This window comes from Synechococcus sp. MU1648 (genome assembly GCF_023630615.1).
Classification (GTDB): domain Bacteria; phylum Cyanobacteriota; class Cyanobacteriia; order PCC-6307; family Cyanobiaceae; genus Parasynechococcus.
Window position 1 is genome coordinate 1 of the sequence record NZ_JAKUHI010000011.1, and the last position, 15525, is coordinate 15525.

The 15525-nt window shown below is 51.0% G+C and carries 12 protein-coding genes and 1 tRNA gene; 5 read left to right on the top strand and 8 right to left on the bottom strand.

All coding sequences use genetic code 11. From position 1 onward, the window contains the following. Positions 1-762: 762 nt before the first annotated feature. Both NCN06_RS10585 and NCN06_RS10590 read right to left on the bottom strand, forming a co-directional pair. A complete protein-coding gene (locus tag NCN06_RS10585; RefSeq protein ID WP_250398913.1) occupies positions 763-3702 on the bottom strand; it encodes an ABC transporter transmembrane domain-containing protein in 2940 nt (979 codons plus the stop codon). Between the two features lie 46 nt (positions 3703-3748). After that, complete coding sequence (locus NCN06_RS10590) at positions 3749-4510, bottom strand: hypothetical protein (RefSeq protein ID WP_250398914.1); 762 nt, start codon at positions 4508-4510, stop codon at positions 3749-3751. 74 nt (positions 4511-4584) lie between these two features. Here NCN06_RS10590 and NCN06_RS10595 point away from each other — a divergent pair, with 74 nt between their 5' ends. Then, complete coding sequence (locus NCN06_RS10595) at positions 4585-5265, top strand: methyltransferase domain-containing protein (RefSeq protein ID WP_250398915.1); 681 nt, start codon at positions 4585-4587, stop codon at positions 5263-5265. Positions 5266-5292: 27 nt separating this feature from the next. Here NCN06_RS10595 and NCN06_RS10600 read toward each other — a convergent pair whose 3' ends face one another. After that, entirely contained in the window at positions 5293-6651 is a 1359-nt protein-coding gene (locus NCN06_RS10600) for an HlyD family secretion protein (protein WP_250398916.1), read from the bottom strand. Positions 6652-6716: 65 nt separating this feature from the next. Here NCN06_RS10600 and NCN06_RS10605 point away from each other — a divergent pair, with 65 nt between their 5' ends. After that, complete coding sequence (locus NCN06_RS10605; RefSeq protein ID WP_250398917.1) at positions 6717-7580, top strand: glycosyltransferase family 25 protein; 864 nt, start codon at positions 6717-6719, stop codon at positions 7578-7580. A 71-nt stretch (positions 7581-7651) separates the two neighbouring features. On the opposite strand, the gene NCN06_RS10610 is transcribed toward NCN06_RS10605, so the two are convergent. Then, positions 7652-7723, bottom strand: a tRNA-Gly gene (locus NCN06_RS10610). A gap of 93 nt (positions 7724-7816) precedes the next feature. Beyond that, positions 7817-9856, bottom strand: coding sequence for an excinuclease ABC subunit UvrB (gene uvrB / locus NCN06_RS10615; RefSeq protein ID WP_250398918.1), 2040 nt, complete (start codon positions 9854-9856; stop codon positions 7817-7819). A gap of 71 nt (positions 9857-9927) precedes the next feature. On the opposite strand from uvrB, the gene NCN06_RS10620 reads away from it, so the two are divergent. Continuing rightward, entirely contained in the window at positions 9928-10383 is a 456-nt protein-coding gene (locus NCN06_RS10620; protein ID WP_226398901.1) for a GNAT family N-acetyltransferase, read from the top strand. Positions 10384-10435: 52 nt separating this feature from the next. Continuing rightward, a complete protein-coding gene (gene mutS, locus NCN06_RS10625; protein ID WP_250398919.1) occupies positions 10436-13141 on the top strand; it encodes a DNA mismatch repair protein MutS in 2706 nt (901 codons plus the stop codon). A 4-nt stretch (positions 13142-13145) separates the two neighbouring features. On the opposite strand, the gene ribH is transcribed toward mutS, so the two are convergent. Continuing rightward, on the bottom strand, positions 13146-13628 hold the full coding sequence (gene ribH / locus NCN06_RS10630) for a 6,7-dimethyl-8-ribityllumazine synthase (protein WP_186494236.1): 483 nt from the start codon (positions 13626-13628) through the stop codon (positions 13146-13148). A 63-nt stretch (positions 13629-13691) separates the two neighbouring features. After that, positions 13692-13880: a photosystem II reaction center protein PsbZ gene (gene psbZ / locus NCN06_RS10635; protein WP_006850156.1), complete on the bottom strand. Its 189-nt coding sequence runs from the start codon at positions 13878-13880 to the stop codon at positions 13692-13694. Positions 13881-14014: 134 nt separating this feature from the next. Between psbZ and NCN06_RS10640 the strand changes: the two genes are divergently transcribed. Further along, a complete protein-coding gene (locus tag NCN06_RS10640; protein ID WP_250398920.1) occupies positions 14015-14746 on the top strand; it encodes a sulfotransferase family protein in 732 nt (243 codons plus the stop codon). 9 nt (positions 14747-14755) lie between these two features. On the opposite strand, the gene NCN06_RS10645 is transcribed toward NCN06_RS10640, so the two are convergent. Then, a complete protein-coding gene (locus NCN06_RS10645) occupies positions 14756-15514 on the bottom strand; it encodes a DUF561 domain-containing protein (protein WP_226398905.1) in 759 nt (252 codons plus the stop codon). Positions 15515-15525 lie beyond the last annotated feature (11 nt).

The window sequence follows — 15525 nt, forward strand, 5'->3', positions numbered from 1 at the left end:
ACGGCTTACCACCTAGTACTAAGTCAAAAGCAGGGCTTAGCTAACCTCAAGAGGCTCATCTACTATTTAAATCAACAGCTTCTCTACTCCAAAGATCACATCAGCAACCCAGAAGCGGGGCTTTTTTTGTCTCTATCCAAACGGCTTACCACCTAGTACTAAGTCAAAAGCAGGGCTTAGCTAACCTCAAGAGGCTCATCTACTATTTAAATCAACAGCTTCTCTACTCCAAAGATCACATCAGCAACCCGAAGGAGGGGCTTGTTTTGGATCTCCTCAAACGGCTTACCACCTAGAACTAAATCAAAAACAGGCTCTAATATTACCACTCTCAATGGGATCATCTGATAGCTCATACAGACAACACATTCCACATACTATGAGGCAAATATCTGATTCACAAAAAAATTACTTAAAATCATTAGTCATAACAATAATATAGTACAGCTTTATCTACGATAGCGTCAGATCAAAATCTGACTAAATAATAACCTGGAAGCAGATTTGATAAATAATTAAAAACCAATGTATTTAAAAATAATATTTAAATATCTAAGCGGAATAACAAATAATAGGGAGATTGACAAAGTTTTATTTATCGCAACAGGGAGATGATAAGACAATAGATCAAGATGGAAAAGAGAAGAGGCCACGTGATAAGCTCTTATATTCCACAAGAAACTAAGCGTAGAGATAGCTTTAAATCGAAAATTGCGGGAATCCTAAACATAATCTATATGTTAATTCAAAAAAGAGTTACACCTAAGAACCAATTTGTTGTTGCTGATACAAGGCAAAATACCTCCCTCTTGAAGACATCAAATCATCATGAATTCCAGTCTCGACAACACTGCCTTTATTCATAACGATTATGACGTCACTAGATTTAATGGTGGAGAGCCTATGCGTTATGAAGAATACGGTTTTATTGTCGGCCCAATTATAGAGATTTTCGCACAATTGACGTTCAGTATTAAAATCTAAAGCACTTGTGGCTTCATCCATTATTAAAAGTTGCGGGTCTGCAAGAATAGTTCTTGCAACAGCAACTCGTTGGCGTTGTCCACCGCTCAGATTTGAGCCCCGCTCCGAAAGTTGAGTAGAGTAGCCTTCATCTAATTCCATAATAAAATCATGCGCACAAGCAATTTTTGCTGCATTAATGATTGAATCAGTAGAGGCGTTGGGATCATTGAGAGCAATGTTTTCAGCGATAGATCCTTCAAATAATATTGAATCCTGCGGAACAATTCCAACTTGTCTTCTTAAGCTTGCCAGGTCAACTTTGTCAATATCATATCCATCAACAAGTATTTGACCCTTTTCAGGATTATAAAGTTTCGGTACAAGCTTCATAAGCGTACTTTTACCGCTTCCACTTTGACCAACAACGCCAACAAAATTACCTTTTTCAACCGTTATATTTACGCCGTCTACTTGATAAGGACCATTAGGTTTGAATCTGAAATAAACATCTCTAAACTCAATATGTCCTTGGATTGGAGGCAAAATAATTTTCCCAACTTCGGCTGATGTTGTATCTAGTTCAGGTTTTTGATCAATCACATCACTCAAGCGTTCCATCGAAAGTTGAACACCTTGGAAAGATTGGTATAAACCAGATAATTGTAATAATGGGCCTGTTACATTACCGCTTATAATACGAAAAGCTATCAGCATTCCAAGAGTTAGCTTTCCATCTAGGACAAGCCACATTCCATACCAAAGTACAAGCAAACTACTTATGGTATTCAAAAATTTTCCGATTTCACCCGAAGCAACACCAATTACTGAACTCTTGAAGCCTTCGTCAACAAAATGACGATATTTATCCTGCCATCTCCATCTTGCAGTAAGCTCAAAATGCTGAGCTTTTACTGTTTGTATACCATTTAGAACCTCAATCAAATGACTTTGCGTTTTAGCTTGTGCGACTGCTCGCTTTCTAATAAGGGACTTAAAAATTGGCGAAATCACCAAAACAACTATGATATATAAGGGAATAGTGCTCAGAGCAATAAGAGATAATATTGGTGAATACAAAAACATCACCACAAGATATATCAAAGCAAATATAATATTCAAACTGCTTACTAAAGCAGTACCTGTAAGGAAACCACGAATAGTATTTAATTCTCCCAGCCTTTGACTTAATTCTCCAACCGGTCTTTTGTCAAAATATGATAAAGGCAGTGAAAGTAATCTCTGGATTACTGTTGATCCCAACGTCAAATCCATTCGATCAGTAGTATCTACAAAAATATACGAACGCAAAGCAACCAGAACTCCTTGAAATAAGGCAAATACAATCATTGCCGAACCTATTAAATTGAGGCTATTGAGATTTCCTTGAGTTAATACTTTATCAATAATCTGCTGAATCATAAGAGGTATTGCCAAACCAAATAATTGGGCGAGTAATGATGCTGCAAACACAAGAGCCAGCGACTTTCTATACTTGTTAACAAGTGGTAGAAACCAAGACCAATTGAGCGTTTGCTCGGGGGTAGTATCAGTTTTTTGAGGCAATAGAAATTTAACTTCTTCGCCAAATGATATAGGCAATTCGGACAAATCCCTTTCTTCTAATTTAGAAGATTGAGGATTGGCAATTACTAGTTTTTGTTTAGATAGTCCAAATATGATTACTGGATCTTGATCGATGAACACTACAGCAGGAAAATCTAGTGAAAGTAGATTTTCAGAATTTGTTTTTCCAACAAGGCATCTGTACCCCATTAACTCTAGCAAACCGCCTAACATTGGAAGTGAGTATTGCTTATCGCGACGGAGGTAATCTTCTAAAACTTTCTCAATAGAATCTTTACGGAAAGGTATATTATGAAATAGGGCTAGCATTTGGCATAGAGCTAACACTTTTTGAGATGGTGATCCCCCAGATATAAACGGATAAATATCGTAAATAGACTTTTGCTCAGACTCAACGATACCCAACTGCTCCAAAGAGAAAGGAATAACAGCTTTTGTGGAATCTTTATGTTCTATACTGAGCGTACTTAGATTGGCAGTGTTGTTAGTGTCGCCAAAAGAATTTGAATCATTTAAGTCAAAATTTGACGAGACAATAGCTTTGGGAAGGCCTAGAAGCCTTAAAGGAACAGACAAGGTGGATTTAATTTCTAAAATATTATTGTTGGCAACTTTTTGTCCTAGCTCAAGATTTTCAATGCACCCAGTGGTTAAATACCAAAAACATTCCGGATCTAAATCAGAAACGTGCAGTGAATCTTCAGAAGAAAGTGTCGTGAGTTTTGCATATGGCAAATACCTTGATGACTTTACAGCCAAATCACGCTGATTAATCTGTTGAGTATTAAAAACAGCACTAATTGCCAACAAGACTTCTTGCTCTGTGACTTTACTGTTAAAAAAGGAAGAGAAAGAATCGCTATTTTGATACGAATAAAGGAATTTTTCGGCAGGAATCTGAATTACTTTGGCATTAGTGCTACAAATTGAATAATCAGCAGAAACGCCTCTCAAAATACTACTCCAGCCGAGAAGTCGGCCTGGACCATACTTTGCTAAGGTTACTATCCGTGATATTGATTCATCATATGTGAGAAGTCTAAATTCTCCACTTAAGACAAAAGAGATATAACGGGGTATCTCGTCGCTTCCGTACAATCTTTGGCCCGCGGTATATGATTTAACGCTGGATGAAGCAATAATATCTGTCAATCTTGATGATGAAAGAGCCGAAAATGGCTTACGCGATGCAATTAGCTCAAGTAACCTGTTCTCGGGCAAAGCTGCTATCCACAAAATCATTTTCAATTTTAGCAGCAACCATGTCTATCCAGGCAGTCAACAGCATTCCCATCAGCCGCATCGTCATCTGATCATCCAAGGCAGAAGGAACATAATCAAGTACGTTTAGGACAATAAAATTATTATCTACCTTAAGAGGTTTAGAAATCTGAATATCACGGCTTTTTAGTCGCGATATAGCCTGCAAAATTATCGCAGGCAATGTATTAATATCTTGGGATTTCACTGTCATAGTCGAGATACTAGGAAAACTTTTTATTATATCTGATGCACTCTGGCTATCGTCTACTAATCGATAATACACTTCGGTCATAATGGCATTATCTTCTGAGGAAAATGTCTCAAGTGAAATCTGGTCTAACCCATGATTTGATTCCAGAAAGAGTTTTTCAGCCAGATGAGACCATTGCGAAGATGCCCAGAGCAAGCTCGCAGGCTTGACCAATAACTTCTCTTCCAATAATTTTTTTGGAAGTCTGGAGAATTTCTTGTTAGAAATTTTATTTTGCTCAATCTGACTTTCAATATATTCCTGACCCTCATTCAAAACCCAGTTTGGATTATCCTCCAAATAGTCTTTAGCAACTTCAACATGAATCCAATATTTAAGAACAAGTTCTAAGTGGCCAGACAAGGCAAGGAGATATGGGTTGGAAAAATAAGATTTGAATCTATCCTCTCTTTTTGGGCTCCACCATGCTTCAAATGCTGGATCCAAAAGGCTAGGGTCACTGAATGTAGATGACACGCGAAAAATTGTTGTAGACTCGATTGGTCAATACTACAGCAGGGATGCAAAATCTTACAATTTCAGAACAACAGCAGAAGCTGAATGCCTCGTTACATCAAGACAATAACTATGGGAATAGAAAAAATGCAGCTGGACTCGCAAATCATTTGCCGCAGATTTTAGACAGGCTTAATCAACTGGGGTTTTGCAATAGCTTTCTGGATTATGGAACAGGTAAAGGGAAATTAATTCAATATATTCGTGAATCAATGAAGTCTAACATTACAATTACTGGATATGATCCAGCAGTTCAAGAGTTTGCCACAATACCAACGGGTAAATTTGATATCGTTAGCTGCCTGGATGTTTTAGAGCATGTTGAGCTAGATAGTATTGACCACGTACTAAATGAAATCAATGATTTAACAAATAATTTCTGTTATTTAGTAATAGATCTACAGCCAGCTGTAAAAACCTTGGCAGACGGAAGAAATGCTCACATTTTACTAGCCCCACCTGATTGGTGGCAAATGAAAATCTCACAGCACTTTAAATGTTTCAGTTGTTTTCCTGTCTACCATCAATCTGGGGATATTCAAAAGGTTGTAATTACCGCTACAAATGATAACAAGCACTTAGTTGCAATGCACAGTTTTCTTCTAAAATTAAACATATTTGAACTAACATTGAAAGGCGGAGTCCTTGAAAAAAAGCGCAAATACGAAAAAAAATCCTCTAAATAAAAAATCAATGATGACTTTAAAATTAGATTAGCCGCCAGGCTGTGTCTGCCTTATACTTTTAACACTATCAACTTGTTCTACAAACATATCACTTACAAGGCTTATTAAAGGCTTATTGCCAAGATTTAAATTGGTCGTAATTGACATCCCAGGCTTAAGATAAATTTTTCTATCTCCCTTAGATAAATAATCTGAATCAAGTTTTAGTTTCCCTAAAAAACTATAGAAAGGGATTGTTTCTGTTGGTTTAAGAGCATCTGCACCAACACTCTCAAGTACAGCATCTAAAGTACCAAATTGAGCGAAAGGAAAAGCATCAATTCGTACATCTGCCGTTTGCCCCTCTTTAACATAACCGATGTCTTTATTAGGAATATTGACTTCAGCATATAAGCCTTTTTGGGATACAATCGAAAGCAATCTCTCTCCACTGGGTTGAACGCTGTCTTCTCTAACTACTTGATCAAATACAACACCGTCGGCCGGCGCGTGTACATTTTGGTATTGTACTTGCAATTCATTCCTAGCAATATCATTAGACAACCGCTCTAAGGTTTTTTGAGATTCGAGCTTAAGTGAATCCATTTGGTATTGCAGTTGTTCTATTTGATTATTTGTTGAGGCAAATGACTCTTCAAGTTCTAATACCCTATCCTTCATATCGAAGACCTGAATTCGTGATACTCCTCCAAGTTGTTCGAGTTTTTGATATTCAGACAAAAACATCTGCTTTGTATTTAACTTTTTAGATATCACGGCTGCACGAGTTTTTAGAATAGAAAGCTGCGTAGTATAGGATTTAATCCTTGAGGAAGATGATTTTTTTTCTGTTGCCATCAATCGTTCAGCCGATTGAATATCATTCACTGCTTGTGTGGCATCAAATCTAAGCAATAAATCGCCTTTCTTCACAGTATCTCCGTCCTCAAAGTAAACCGCTTTAATTTTGCCACCAGCAGGTGTTTTGACCTCAATTGTTCCTCCAATGGACTTTAATTGTCCACTAACTGTAACGACTTCATCTATACGGTAAAATACACCTGCGACTATAGAAATAGTACCAAGCAGAAAAAGGCTTCCTGCCAATGTTTGAGCCCAAATAGGTGTTTGGCGAAGAGATAAACTCCTATTTTTTTCCATCCATTGGCTTACTCGTTCATTAAACTGAGTAGCCAAGGATAATTTGATAGTTACATTGTCTTTTGAATCATTTTTATTATCAGTTATTTCTGAATCAGACATAGCATTACTTTTGTTATTTGTAATTTGGGAAGAAGGATTGTCCATGATTAAACAATGAATATTGCCTTGGGTGATCGGCAACCCATTTGGAGTTCCCGATGCCAGTGCTCGAATTTCAATTATTTTAGCAGCCTTTGCTGCCAAGCTGAATGAAGTAAGATATGATTTGCAGGTTGAAACCTAGTTCGACATCAACAAAAACTATAATAATGAGTCGATTTCCTTTATTTTGGATCAACTTAAATAGCCAGATCATACGTAAAAAGCGTATGGAATATGCATTGAGGGAGGGAGGTTGGATTAATAATTACCGATTTGATGCCATAGACGGTTCGGATCCAAAAAATAAATTTATTCCATTAGAAAAATTTTGGCATAAGGGGACATCTTTCCCCGGCGCTTTCATTTATGATGAAGATATTCCTAATAGAATTACAAATAGGGGAGAGCTTGCGTGCTTATGCAGTTGGCAAATGCTCGTAGAATCTCTTGAAAATTATGACTCAAGTTGTGGCTGGTTTTTATTAATGGAAGATGATGTCGGGAGCAGTTTGGCCACAGTTCACAATTGGCCTGTTTGTTTAAATGAAATCATTGAAAATGTTCCGGAAGATGCACTTGCAATCCAAATGGCACCGATTAACGGGAATCTCCGTAGCAAGCTTCATCATGAATGGAAGGAAAGCAGAGGACGAACTCTAGTTGTTCCGAAAAATTGCGTAAAGAGTCATGGAAATGGTGCAGTTCTACTAAATCAAAGTGCTATTCCATTTCTGAAAAGGAGATTGGGACGCATTATAGAAAAAATATTAACTAATTTTCACTTTCTTACTCATCCATACAAGATAAGACCAGTTGCCGACAAATGGCTATACGCTTCTTTGCCTGAAAATACATGCTGGGTTAGCACATTTCCATTATTTTGTCTTGAAGCAGAAACATCATCTCTTCATCAAAAACACATTAATACCTATCATCTAGCCAGCCGCGAAGCGACATTACAAATATGGAGAGAAGAAAACTACACTGAACTCATAGAGGCGTATCGCCAATGGAAGTCTATATGTTATTAATCTCGCAACCAAAAGTTAATTCTTTCACAAATAACTTACACCAAGTAAATATTTATAATTGGTATTGAGAAAGCGGATGAAGAGATTCGAACTCTCGACCCTCTCCTTGGCAAGGAGATGCTCTACCACTGAGCTACATCCGCAGATCGGCCGTCGGAGTGGCCTCCCTTCGGCCTAACGATGATGCACCAAAGAGGGCCCGTTGGTCAAACAATCCAACCGAATGCGGCATCGCTTCAGTGAGACCCTGCCATCTTCTGCCGTAGCTGCTTGACCCGGTCTCGCAGGTTGGCAGCTTCTTCGAAGTCGAGCTTCTTGGCCGCTTCCTTCATCTTGGACTCCAACTGATCAATCAACTCAGGCAACGCCTCCAGTGCGAGGCCTGCATCAGGATCGTCCTCAAGGGCCTTGGCAGCCTTGCCCACCACCTCCACGAGATCCGCATTGGGGCCGTCCTGCTTCAGCTTGCGGCTTAGCTCCAGGAAGCTGAGGATCGAGTTGCTGGCCTTCTTGCCCGCAGCGGTGGGCACCACCCCGTGCTTCTCGTTGTGGGCCTGCTGGATCGCCCGGCGACGCTCGGTTTCGGAGATGGCCTTGGCCATCGAGTCGGTCATGTTGTCGGCATAGAGCAGCGCCACCCCCTCCACGTGCCTGGCGGCCCGACCGATGGTCTGGATCAAGGACCGCTCAGCCCGCAGGAAGCCCTCCTTGTCGGCATCAAGGATCGCCACCAAGCTCACCTCCGGCAGGTCCAGGCCCTCCCGCAGCAGGTTCACCCCCACCAGCACGTCGTATTCCCCTAGGCGCAAATCCTGAATGATCTCGATCCGCTCGATCGAGTGGATCTCCGAGTGCAGATACCGCACCCGCACCTCGTTCTCCGCCATGTAATCGGTGAGGTCTTCCGCCATGCGCTTGGTGAGCGTGGTGACCAGCACCCGCTGGTTCTTGGCAGCCCGATCGCGGATCTCCCCTAACAAATCATCCACCTGGCCGGTGGTGGGCCGCACCTCCACCACCGGATCCAGCACCCCCGTCGGGCGGATCACCTGCTCGGCCACCTCACCGCCGCTCACCTCCATCTCCCAATTGCCCGGCGTGGCCGAGACGAACACCGTTTGACGCGCCTTCTGCCAAAACTCCTCGCCCTTGAGCGGCCGGTTATCGGCTGCACTGGGCAAGCGGAAACCGTGCTCGATCAGCACCTTCTTGCGGGCCTGGTCGCCGTTGTACATCGCCTGCAGCTGCGAGCAGGTGACATGGCTCTCGTCAACGATCAGTAGCCAATCATCAGGGAAGTAATCGATCAGGCACTCCGGCGGCGTGCCCTCCTCGCGACCAGCCAGGTGGCGGGCATAGTTCTCCACCCCGTTGCAGTAGCCCACCTGACCCAGCATCTCCAGGTCGTACTTGGTGCGCTGCTCCAGCCGCTGGGCCTCCAGCAACTTGCCTTCGCCATTGAGCACATCCAGCCGATCCCGCAATTCCTGGCGGATCTCACGAATGGCGGTGTCGAGCCGATCTTTGGGGGTGACGAAGTGCTTGGCCGGGTAGATGTTCACCGCATCCATGCTCTGCAGGATTTCGCCGGTGGTGGGGTCGACGTAGCGGATCGCCTCCACCTCATCGCCGAACAGCTCGATCCGCACCAGCCGGTCTTCATAAGCAGGGCCGATCTCCAGCACATCTCCCTTCATCCGAAAACGGCCGCGGGCGATTTCGGTGTCGTTGCGGCTGTACTGGTTGTTCACCAACTCCCGCAGCTGGCCGCGGATGTTGAGGGTCTCCCCCACCTCGAACTTCACTGCCGCCTTGAGGTATTCACTGGGAATCCCCAGGCCGTAAATGCAGCTGATTGAGGCCACAACGATCACATCCCGACGCTCGAACAACGACCGCGTCGCCGAGTGGCGCAGCATGTCGATCTCTTCGTTGATCGACGCCGTCTTGGCTATGTAGGTGTCGCTGACAGGAACGTAGGCCTCCGGCTGGTAGTAGTCGTAGTAGGAGATGAAGTACTCAACGGCGTTCTGGGGGAAGAACTCCCGCAGCTCATTGCAGAGCTGGGCGGCCAGAGTTTTGTTGTGGGCCAAAACCAAGGCCGGCCTGCCGGTCTGAGCGATGACATTGGCCATCGTGAACGTCTTGCCCGTGCCCGTCGCCCCCAGCAGGGTCTGATAGCGCTCACCACCATTCACCCCTTTCACCAGCTGCTTAATCGCCGTCGGCTGGTCGCCTTTAGGGGTATAGGGCGCCGTGAGGTCGTAGGCGGGCATGGGTGCTGTGCCAAACGGCGGCCGTCAATTATCACCGGGGAGCAAGATGAAGTGCTGCGGCTCCCCGACCCGTGACCCCGATCCGGCTGGTTCACCACGCCCCCGGAGCCCCCGGCCTGCGCTGGCTCGGCCTTGGGCCGGATCTGCGCCCCAGCCGGGCGCTGATCAAGCTGCAACGTCTGTTCGATCGCCATGCCTTCTGGGCCCGCGGCCGCAGCTTTTCCCAGTTGCGGCGTTTGCTGGCAGGGAGCGATGCCGTGGTGAGCCTTTGGCGGGGCAAGCGGCTGGTGGGCTTCGGGCGGGCCACCTCCGATGGCTTCAGCCGCGCCGTGCTCTGGGACATCGTGGTGGCCGGCGATCTGCAGGGCCATGGCCTGGGCCGCCGGGTGATCGAAGAACTCCTCCACACCCCGCCGGTGGTGGGCGTAGAGCGGGTGTATCTGATGACCACCAAAAGTGCCGGCTTCTACCGGCAACTGGGTTTCCAGGATGCAAACCCTCAACAGTTAATGGTGCTGCGGCGCTGAGGCATCTCAATCCAGTCAGGCCCGGTACGATCCGGATTCGTCAGAGCAGCCGATGCCCCGGTCCGCGTCCCAGCCCCCTGACGACGCCCTGCAGGGCAATCTGTTCGGAGCGCCCGAACCGGCCGCACCGGCTGCGCCAGCCAGCGAACCTGAGGCGGCTAGCCACGATCTCAGCGACGACGAGCTCGGGGCCGATGCCGCCGCCCGGCCCCGCCAACGCCAGGACAGCGCAAGCGCCACCAGTGCTGACAGCCCAGGGGCCAGCGATCCCGAACCCAGCAGCGACGATCCGGCTTGGGCCCACCACAGCCAACTGGATCCGCAGCAGCTCACGCCGATGCTGCGCCACTACGTGGAGCTCAAGGCCGCCCATCCGGAGCGGGTGCTGCTCTATCGATTGGGCGACTTCTTCGAGTGCTTCTTCGAAGACGCGATCGAACTCTCCCGGGTGCTGGAACTCACCCTCACCGGCAAGGAGGGCGGCAAGGCCATCGGCCGGGTGCCGATGGCGGGCATCCCTCACCATGCCGCCGAGCGATACTGCGCCGAACTGATCAAGCAGGGCTACAGCGTGGCCCTCTGCGATCAGCTGGAGACCACCCCCACCAAGGGCGCCCTGCTCAAACGGGACATCACCCGGGTGCTGACCCCAGGCACGGTGCTGGAGGAAGGCATGCTCAGCGCCCGCCGCAACAACTGGCTGGCGGCGGTGGTGGTGGAGCCAGCCAAGGGCAAGCAACCGCTGCGCTGGGGCCTGGCCAGCGCCGATGTGAGCACCGGCGAGGTGCAAGTGATGCAGCGGGAGGAGAGCAGCGCCCTGCACCAGCAACTGGCCCAGCAGGAGGCCTCCGAACTGCTCTGGAGCGCCGAGCACGACGCGGGCCGGCCGGCCTGGTGTCCGGAAAGGCTGCGGCTGACGCTAATGGCCAGCACCCCCTTCAGCCCCGCCGAGGCGGAGCACACCCTGCAGCAGCACTACGGCCTCAGCAGCCTCGATGGCCTGGGGCTGCCGGAGCATCCCCTGGCCCTGCAGGCCCTCGGCGGCCTGCTGCGCTACCTGCAGGAGACTCAGCCCCTGGAGGACGACAGCCGCATTCCCCTGGAGGTGCCGGCGATCGTGCACCGCGGCGATGCCCTGGTGCTGGATGCCCAAACCCGCCGCAACTTAGAACTCACCGCCACCCAGCGCGACAACCAATTGCAGGGGTCGTTGCTCTGGGCCATCGATCGCACCCTCACCGCCATGGGCGGCCGTTGCCTGCGCCGCTGGCTGGAAGCGCCCTTGATGGACCGCGAGGCCATTCAGCAGCGGCAGGATCTGGTCAGCAGCCTGGTGGGCGAACGCAGCCTGCGGCTGACGATCCGCCAGCTGCTGCGGCCGATGGGAGATCTGGAACGGTTGGCCGGACGGGCTGGGGCGGGCCATGCCGGTGCCAGGGATCTGGTGGCCATCGCTGATGGCCTGGAACGGTTGCCCCAACTCACCGCACGGCTGGAGGCAGCGATCAGCGCGGGACCCGACTGGTTGCAACAGCTGCTCAGCCCCGATCCAGCCCTGGCGGAACTGGCCCAGACGATTCGCCACAACCTGGTGGAAGCACCGCCCCTATCGCTCTCGGAAGGCGATCTGATTCACGACGGCGTCGACCCGCTGCTCGATGGATTGCGCAACCAGCTGGACGATCAGGACGCCTGGCTCAACCATCAGGAGCAACAGGAGCGCCAACGCAGTGGCATCAGCACCCTGAAGCTGCAGCACCACCGCACCTTCGGCTACTTCCTGGCGGTGAGCAAAGCCAAGGCCAGCTCGGTGCCGGACCACTGGATCCGGCGCCAGACCCTGGCCAACGAGGAACGCTTCATCACGCCCGACCTCAAGGAGCGGGAGGGCCGCATCTTCCAGCTGCGGGCCCGCGCCTGCCAGCGGGAATACGAGCTGTTCTGCCAATTGCGGGAGCAGGTGGGCGCCATGGCCGCCCCGATCCGCCAGGCGGCCCGCGCCGTTGCTGCGCTGGATGCCCTAACAGGCCTGGCCGATGTGGCCGCCAGTGGTGGCTACTGCGCCCCCACCATCACCGAGAGCCGCGCCCTGCAGCTGGAGGCCAGCCGCCATCCGGTGGTGGAGCAACGGCTGGTGGAAACCGCCTTCACTCCCAACGATGTGCAACTCGGTGACGGCACCGACCTGGTGGTGCTCACCGGCCCCAACGCCAGTGGAAAAAGCTGCTATTTGCGTCAGATCGGCCTGATCCAGTTGATGGCCCAGATCGGCAGCTGGGTACCGGCCCGATCCGCCAGCGTGGGCATCGCCGATCGGATCTTCACGCGGGTGGGTGCCGTGGATGATCTGGCCGCCGGCCAGTCCACCTTCATGGTGGAGATGGCCGAAACCGCCAACATCCTGCACCACGCCAGCGATCGATCCCTGGTGCTCCTCGATGAGATCGGCCGGGGCACCGCCACCTTTGATGGCCTCTCGATCGCCTGGGCCGTGAGCGAGCACCTGGCCGGCGATCTAGGCAGCCGCACGGTGTTCGCCACCCACTATCACGAGCTCAACAACCTGGCCTCCGAACGCGACAACGTGGCCAACTTCCAGGTGCTGGTGGAGGAAACCGGCGACGACTTGGTCTTTCTGCACCAGGTGCAATCCGGCGGCGCCAGCCGCAGCTACGGCATCGAAGCGGCGCGCTTAGCCGGCGTGCCCAAGCCGGTGGTGCAACGGGCGCGTCAGGTGCTGGATCAGCTGGCGGCCTGAAGCATCAAGCCGAAGGCAACGCGCGCATCAGGCTGCCCATCTCCAGCGCCTCCAGCCCATAGCTCCAGCCGAGGTTGCTCTTGATGCCAGCCCGCTCCAGCGCCTGTTGCATCGTGTCGGTGGTCAACACCCCGAAGATCACCGGCACGGACGTGTCTCGGGCCACCGCCGCAATGCCCTTGCTGGCTTCTGCGACGACCACATCGAAATGGGGCGTGTCGCCACGGATCACCGCCCCCAAGGTGATCAGAACCTGGTACTGACCGGAGCGGGCCATCTGCTGCGCCACGATCGGCAGTTCGAATGAACCAGGCACCCAGGCCACATCGAGCTGTGAACTGGTCTCCGACACATCAACGCCATGGCGCTTGAGGCAGTCGAGACAACCGCTCAGCAGCTTGGCGGTGACCAGATCGTTGAAACGAGCCACGACGATGCCGACGCGCAGACCAGCTGCGTCAGAGAAACGTCCTTCGAACGTGGCCATTGGGAAGGTGCCGACTGAATCTCAGCCATCGTGGCACCCGCCGGTTGCGGCTGACAGACGAAATCAGACGACGAAGAAGCTCACACCCCAGTTCAGCAGCACCAGGGCGACCCAAACAGCACTGCCCAGCAGGATCAGACGGTTGGAGCGGCCGCTGTCCTCGCTGGAGGCATACAGCACCGGCACCGCAACGATCAAGGCAAAAGAAGCCACCACCAGGGCCAGAACGGTCAGCGTGTTGATGAACTGCATGGAACTGGAAGTCAGGGTTCGATTTTCACATGTGAACAGATAGCCAGGAGGCAATGCAGGCCACTCTTCACACCATGAAGGCGTTCCGTCCCTGTAACACCAGCAAAATGCTGCCAATCGGCCACACCAGCTGAATGGCAGCACCCTTACCTGACTTCCTTGGCCTCGGCACCCAGAAAGGTGGAACAACCACGCTGCATCGCTTGCTGGGGCAGCACCCGGACGTTTATCTGCCGGCCTGCAAGGAAGTTCATTTCTTTGATCAGAACTACAACGCCGGCGAAGACTGGTACCGGGAACACTTTCAAGGAGCCCAGCCGGCTCAACGTTGCGGAGACATCACGCCCTTCTATCTATTCCACCCCGATGTGCCTGGGCGGATTCATCAACATCTCCCCAACGCTCGTCTGATCGTGCTGCTAAGGGACCCTGTCGAAAGGGCCATTTCACAGGTGTTTCATGCCCAACGACTCGGTTTTGAACCACTCCCGGTGGATGAAGCATTGGCGGCGGAACAAGGCCGACTCGCCACAGGTGACCCTTACAGCTTTCAAAAGCACAGCTACCTCAGCCGCAGCCTCTACCTAGAGCAGCTGAACCGCTACGAAGCCCTCTTCCCCCGGGAGCAGCTGCTGATCCTGCGCAGTGAAGACCTGTTCTCCACGCCGGAGCGCATCTGGCAGCAGCTGCTCAGTTTTCTCCAGCTCAAGCCCATTGCTTGGCCCGGGGCGTTGCCCCGCGCCAATGCAGGCGACGGGCTGGCTGACCGTATCGACCCAGCCCTACGCCAACAACTCAGGCAGCAACTGGCAGAAACCGTTGCTGGCGTCCGGAGCTGCTATGGCATCGAATGGGAGTGGAGCTGAGGCGAAGTCTTAGACGCGGGCCGCTACAGCGCTGCCCAGCGCATCGCGCAGACCACGCACCACAGCCACCATCGCCAGCTCATCCTGCAGGCGATTCACGGCAGAACCAACACCAACACCGGCCGCACCGGCAGCGATGGCCATCGGCAGCGTCACCGCAGAAAGACCAGACGCACACAGAACGGGCACATCGACAGCGCGGCTGATGCTGTGGGCCGCCGCCAGGGTGGGGGCAGCCTTCTCGATCAAGCCCAGGTGGCCAGCGCTGAAGGGCTTGGCACTGGTGCCGCCCTCGGTCTGGATCAAATCGGCACCGGCGGCCACCAAATCGATGGCCAGCTGCTCCTGCTCATCCATCGGCAACACATGGGGCACCGTGACGCTCAACACAACGTTGGGCAGCAGTTGGCGGGTGCGGCGGGTGAGCTCGAGCACCTCAGCCGCGTCAAAGATCCGGCCCTGGGGATAGAAGGCGTCGTAGTTGCCGATCTCCACCATCAGCGCACCGGCCGCCACCGCCGCGGGGAACTGCTCGGGCTCCACTGACGACACGCACACGGGCACGCCACCGGAGGCCTCAATCGCCAGACGCACCAGGGCTGGGTCGCAGGCCACGTCGATCAGATCAGCACCGCCACGCCTGGCTGCACGGGCGACCCGCTCCACGCTGGCGGCATCGAAATTCATCAGGCCGGCGATCACCTTGAGCGCACAGCGCTGCTCAAGACTGCGCTGAAGAGAAACGGGCAGCTGCTGAAGACGGGTCATGGGGGACTGGA

Bases quoted from the DNA above. Each gene is read 5' to 3' on its own strand.
- NCN06_RS10595 (WP_250398915.1), top strand. From the start codon at position 4,585: ATGCAAAATCTTACAATTTCAGAACAACAGCAGAAGCTGAATGCCTCG.
- NCN06_RS10605 (WP_250398917.1), top strand. From the start codon at position 6,717: ATGAGTCGATTTCCTTTATTTTGGATCAACTTAAATAGCCAGATCATA.
- uvrB (WP_250398918.1), bottom strand. From the start codon at position 9,856: ATGCCCGCCTACGACCTCACGGCGCCCTATACCCCTAAAGGCGACCAG.
- mutS (WP_250398919.1), top strand. From the start codon at position 10,436: ATGCCCCGGTCCGCGTCCCAGCCCCCTGACGACGCCCTGCAGGGCAAT.
- ribH (WP_186494236.1), bottom strand. From the start codon at position 13,628: ATGGCCACGTTCGAAGGACGTTTCTCTGACGCAGCTGGTCTGCGCGTC.
- psbZ (WP_006850156.1), bottom strand. From the start codon at position 13,880: ATGCAGTTCATCAACACGCTGACCGTTCTGGCCCTGGTGGTGGCTTCT.
- NCN06_RS10640 (WP_250398920.1), top strand. From the start codon at position 14,015: ATGGCAGCACCCTTACCTGACTTCCTTGGCCTCGGCACCCAGAAAGGT.
- NCN06_RS10645 (WP_226398905.1), bottom strand. From the start codon at position 15,514: ATGACCCGTCTTCAGCAGCTGCCCGTTTCTCTTCAGCGCAGTCTTGAG.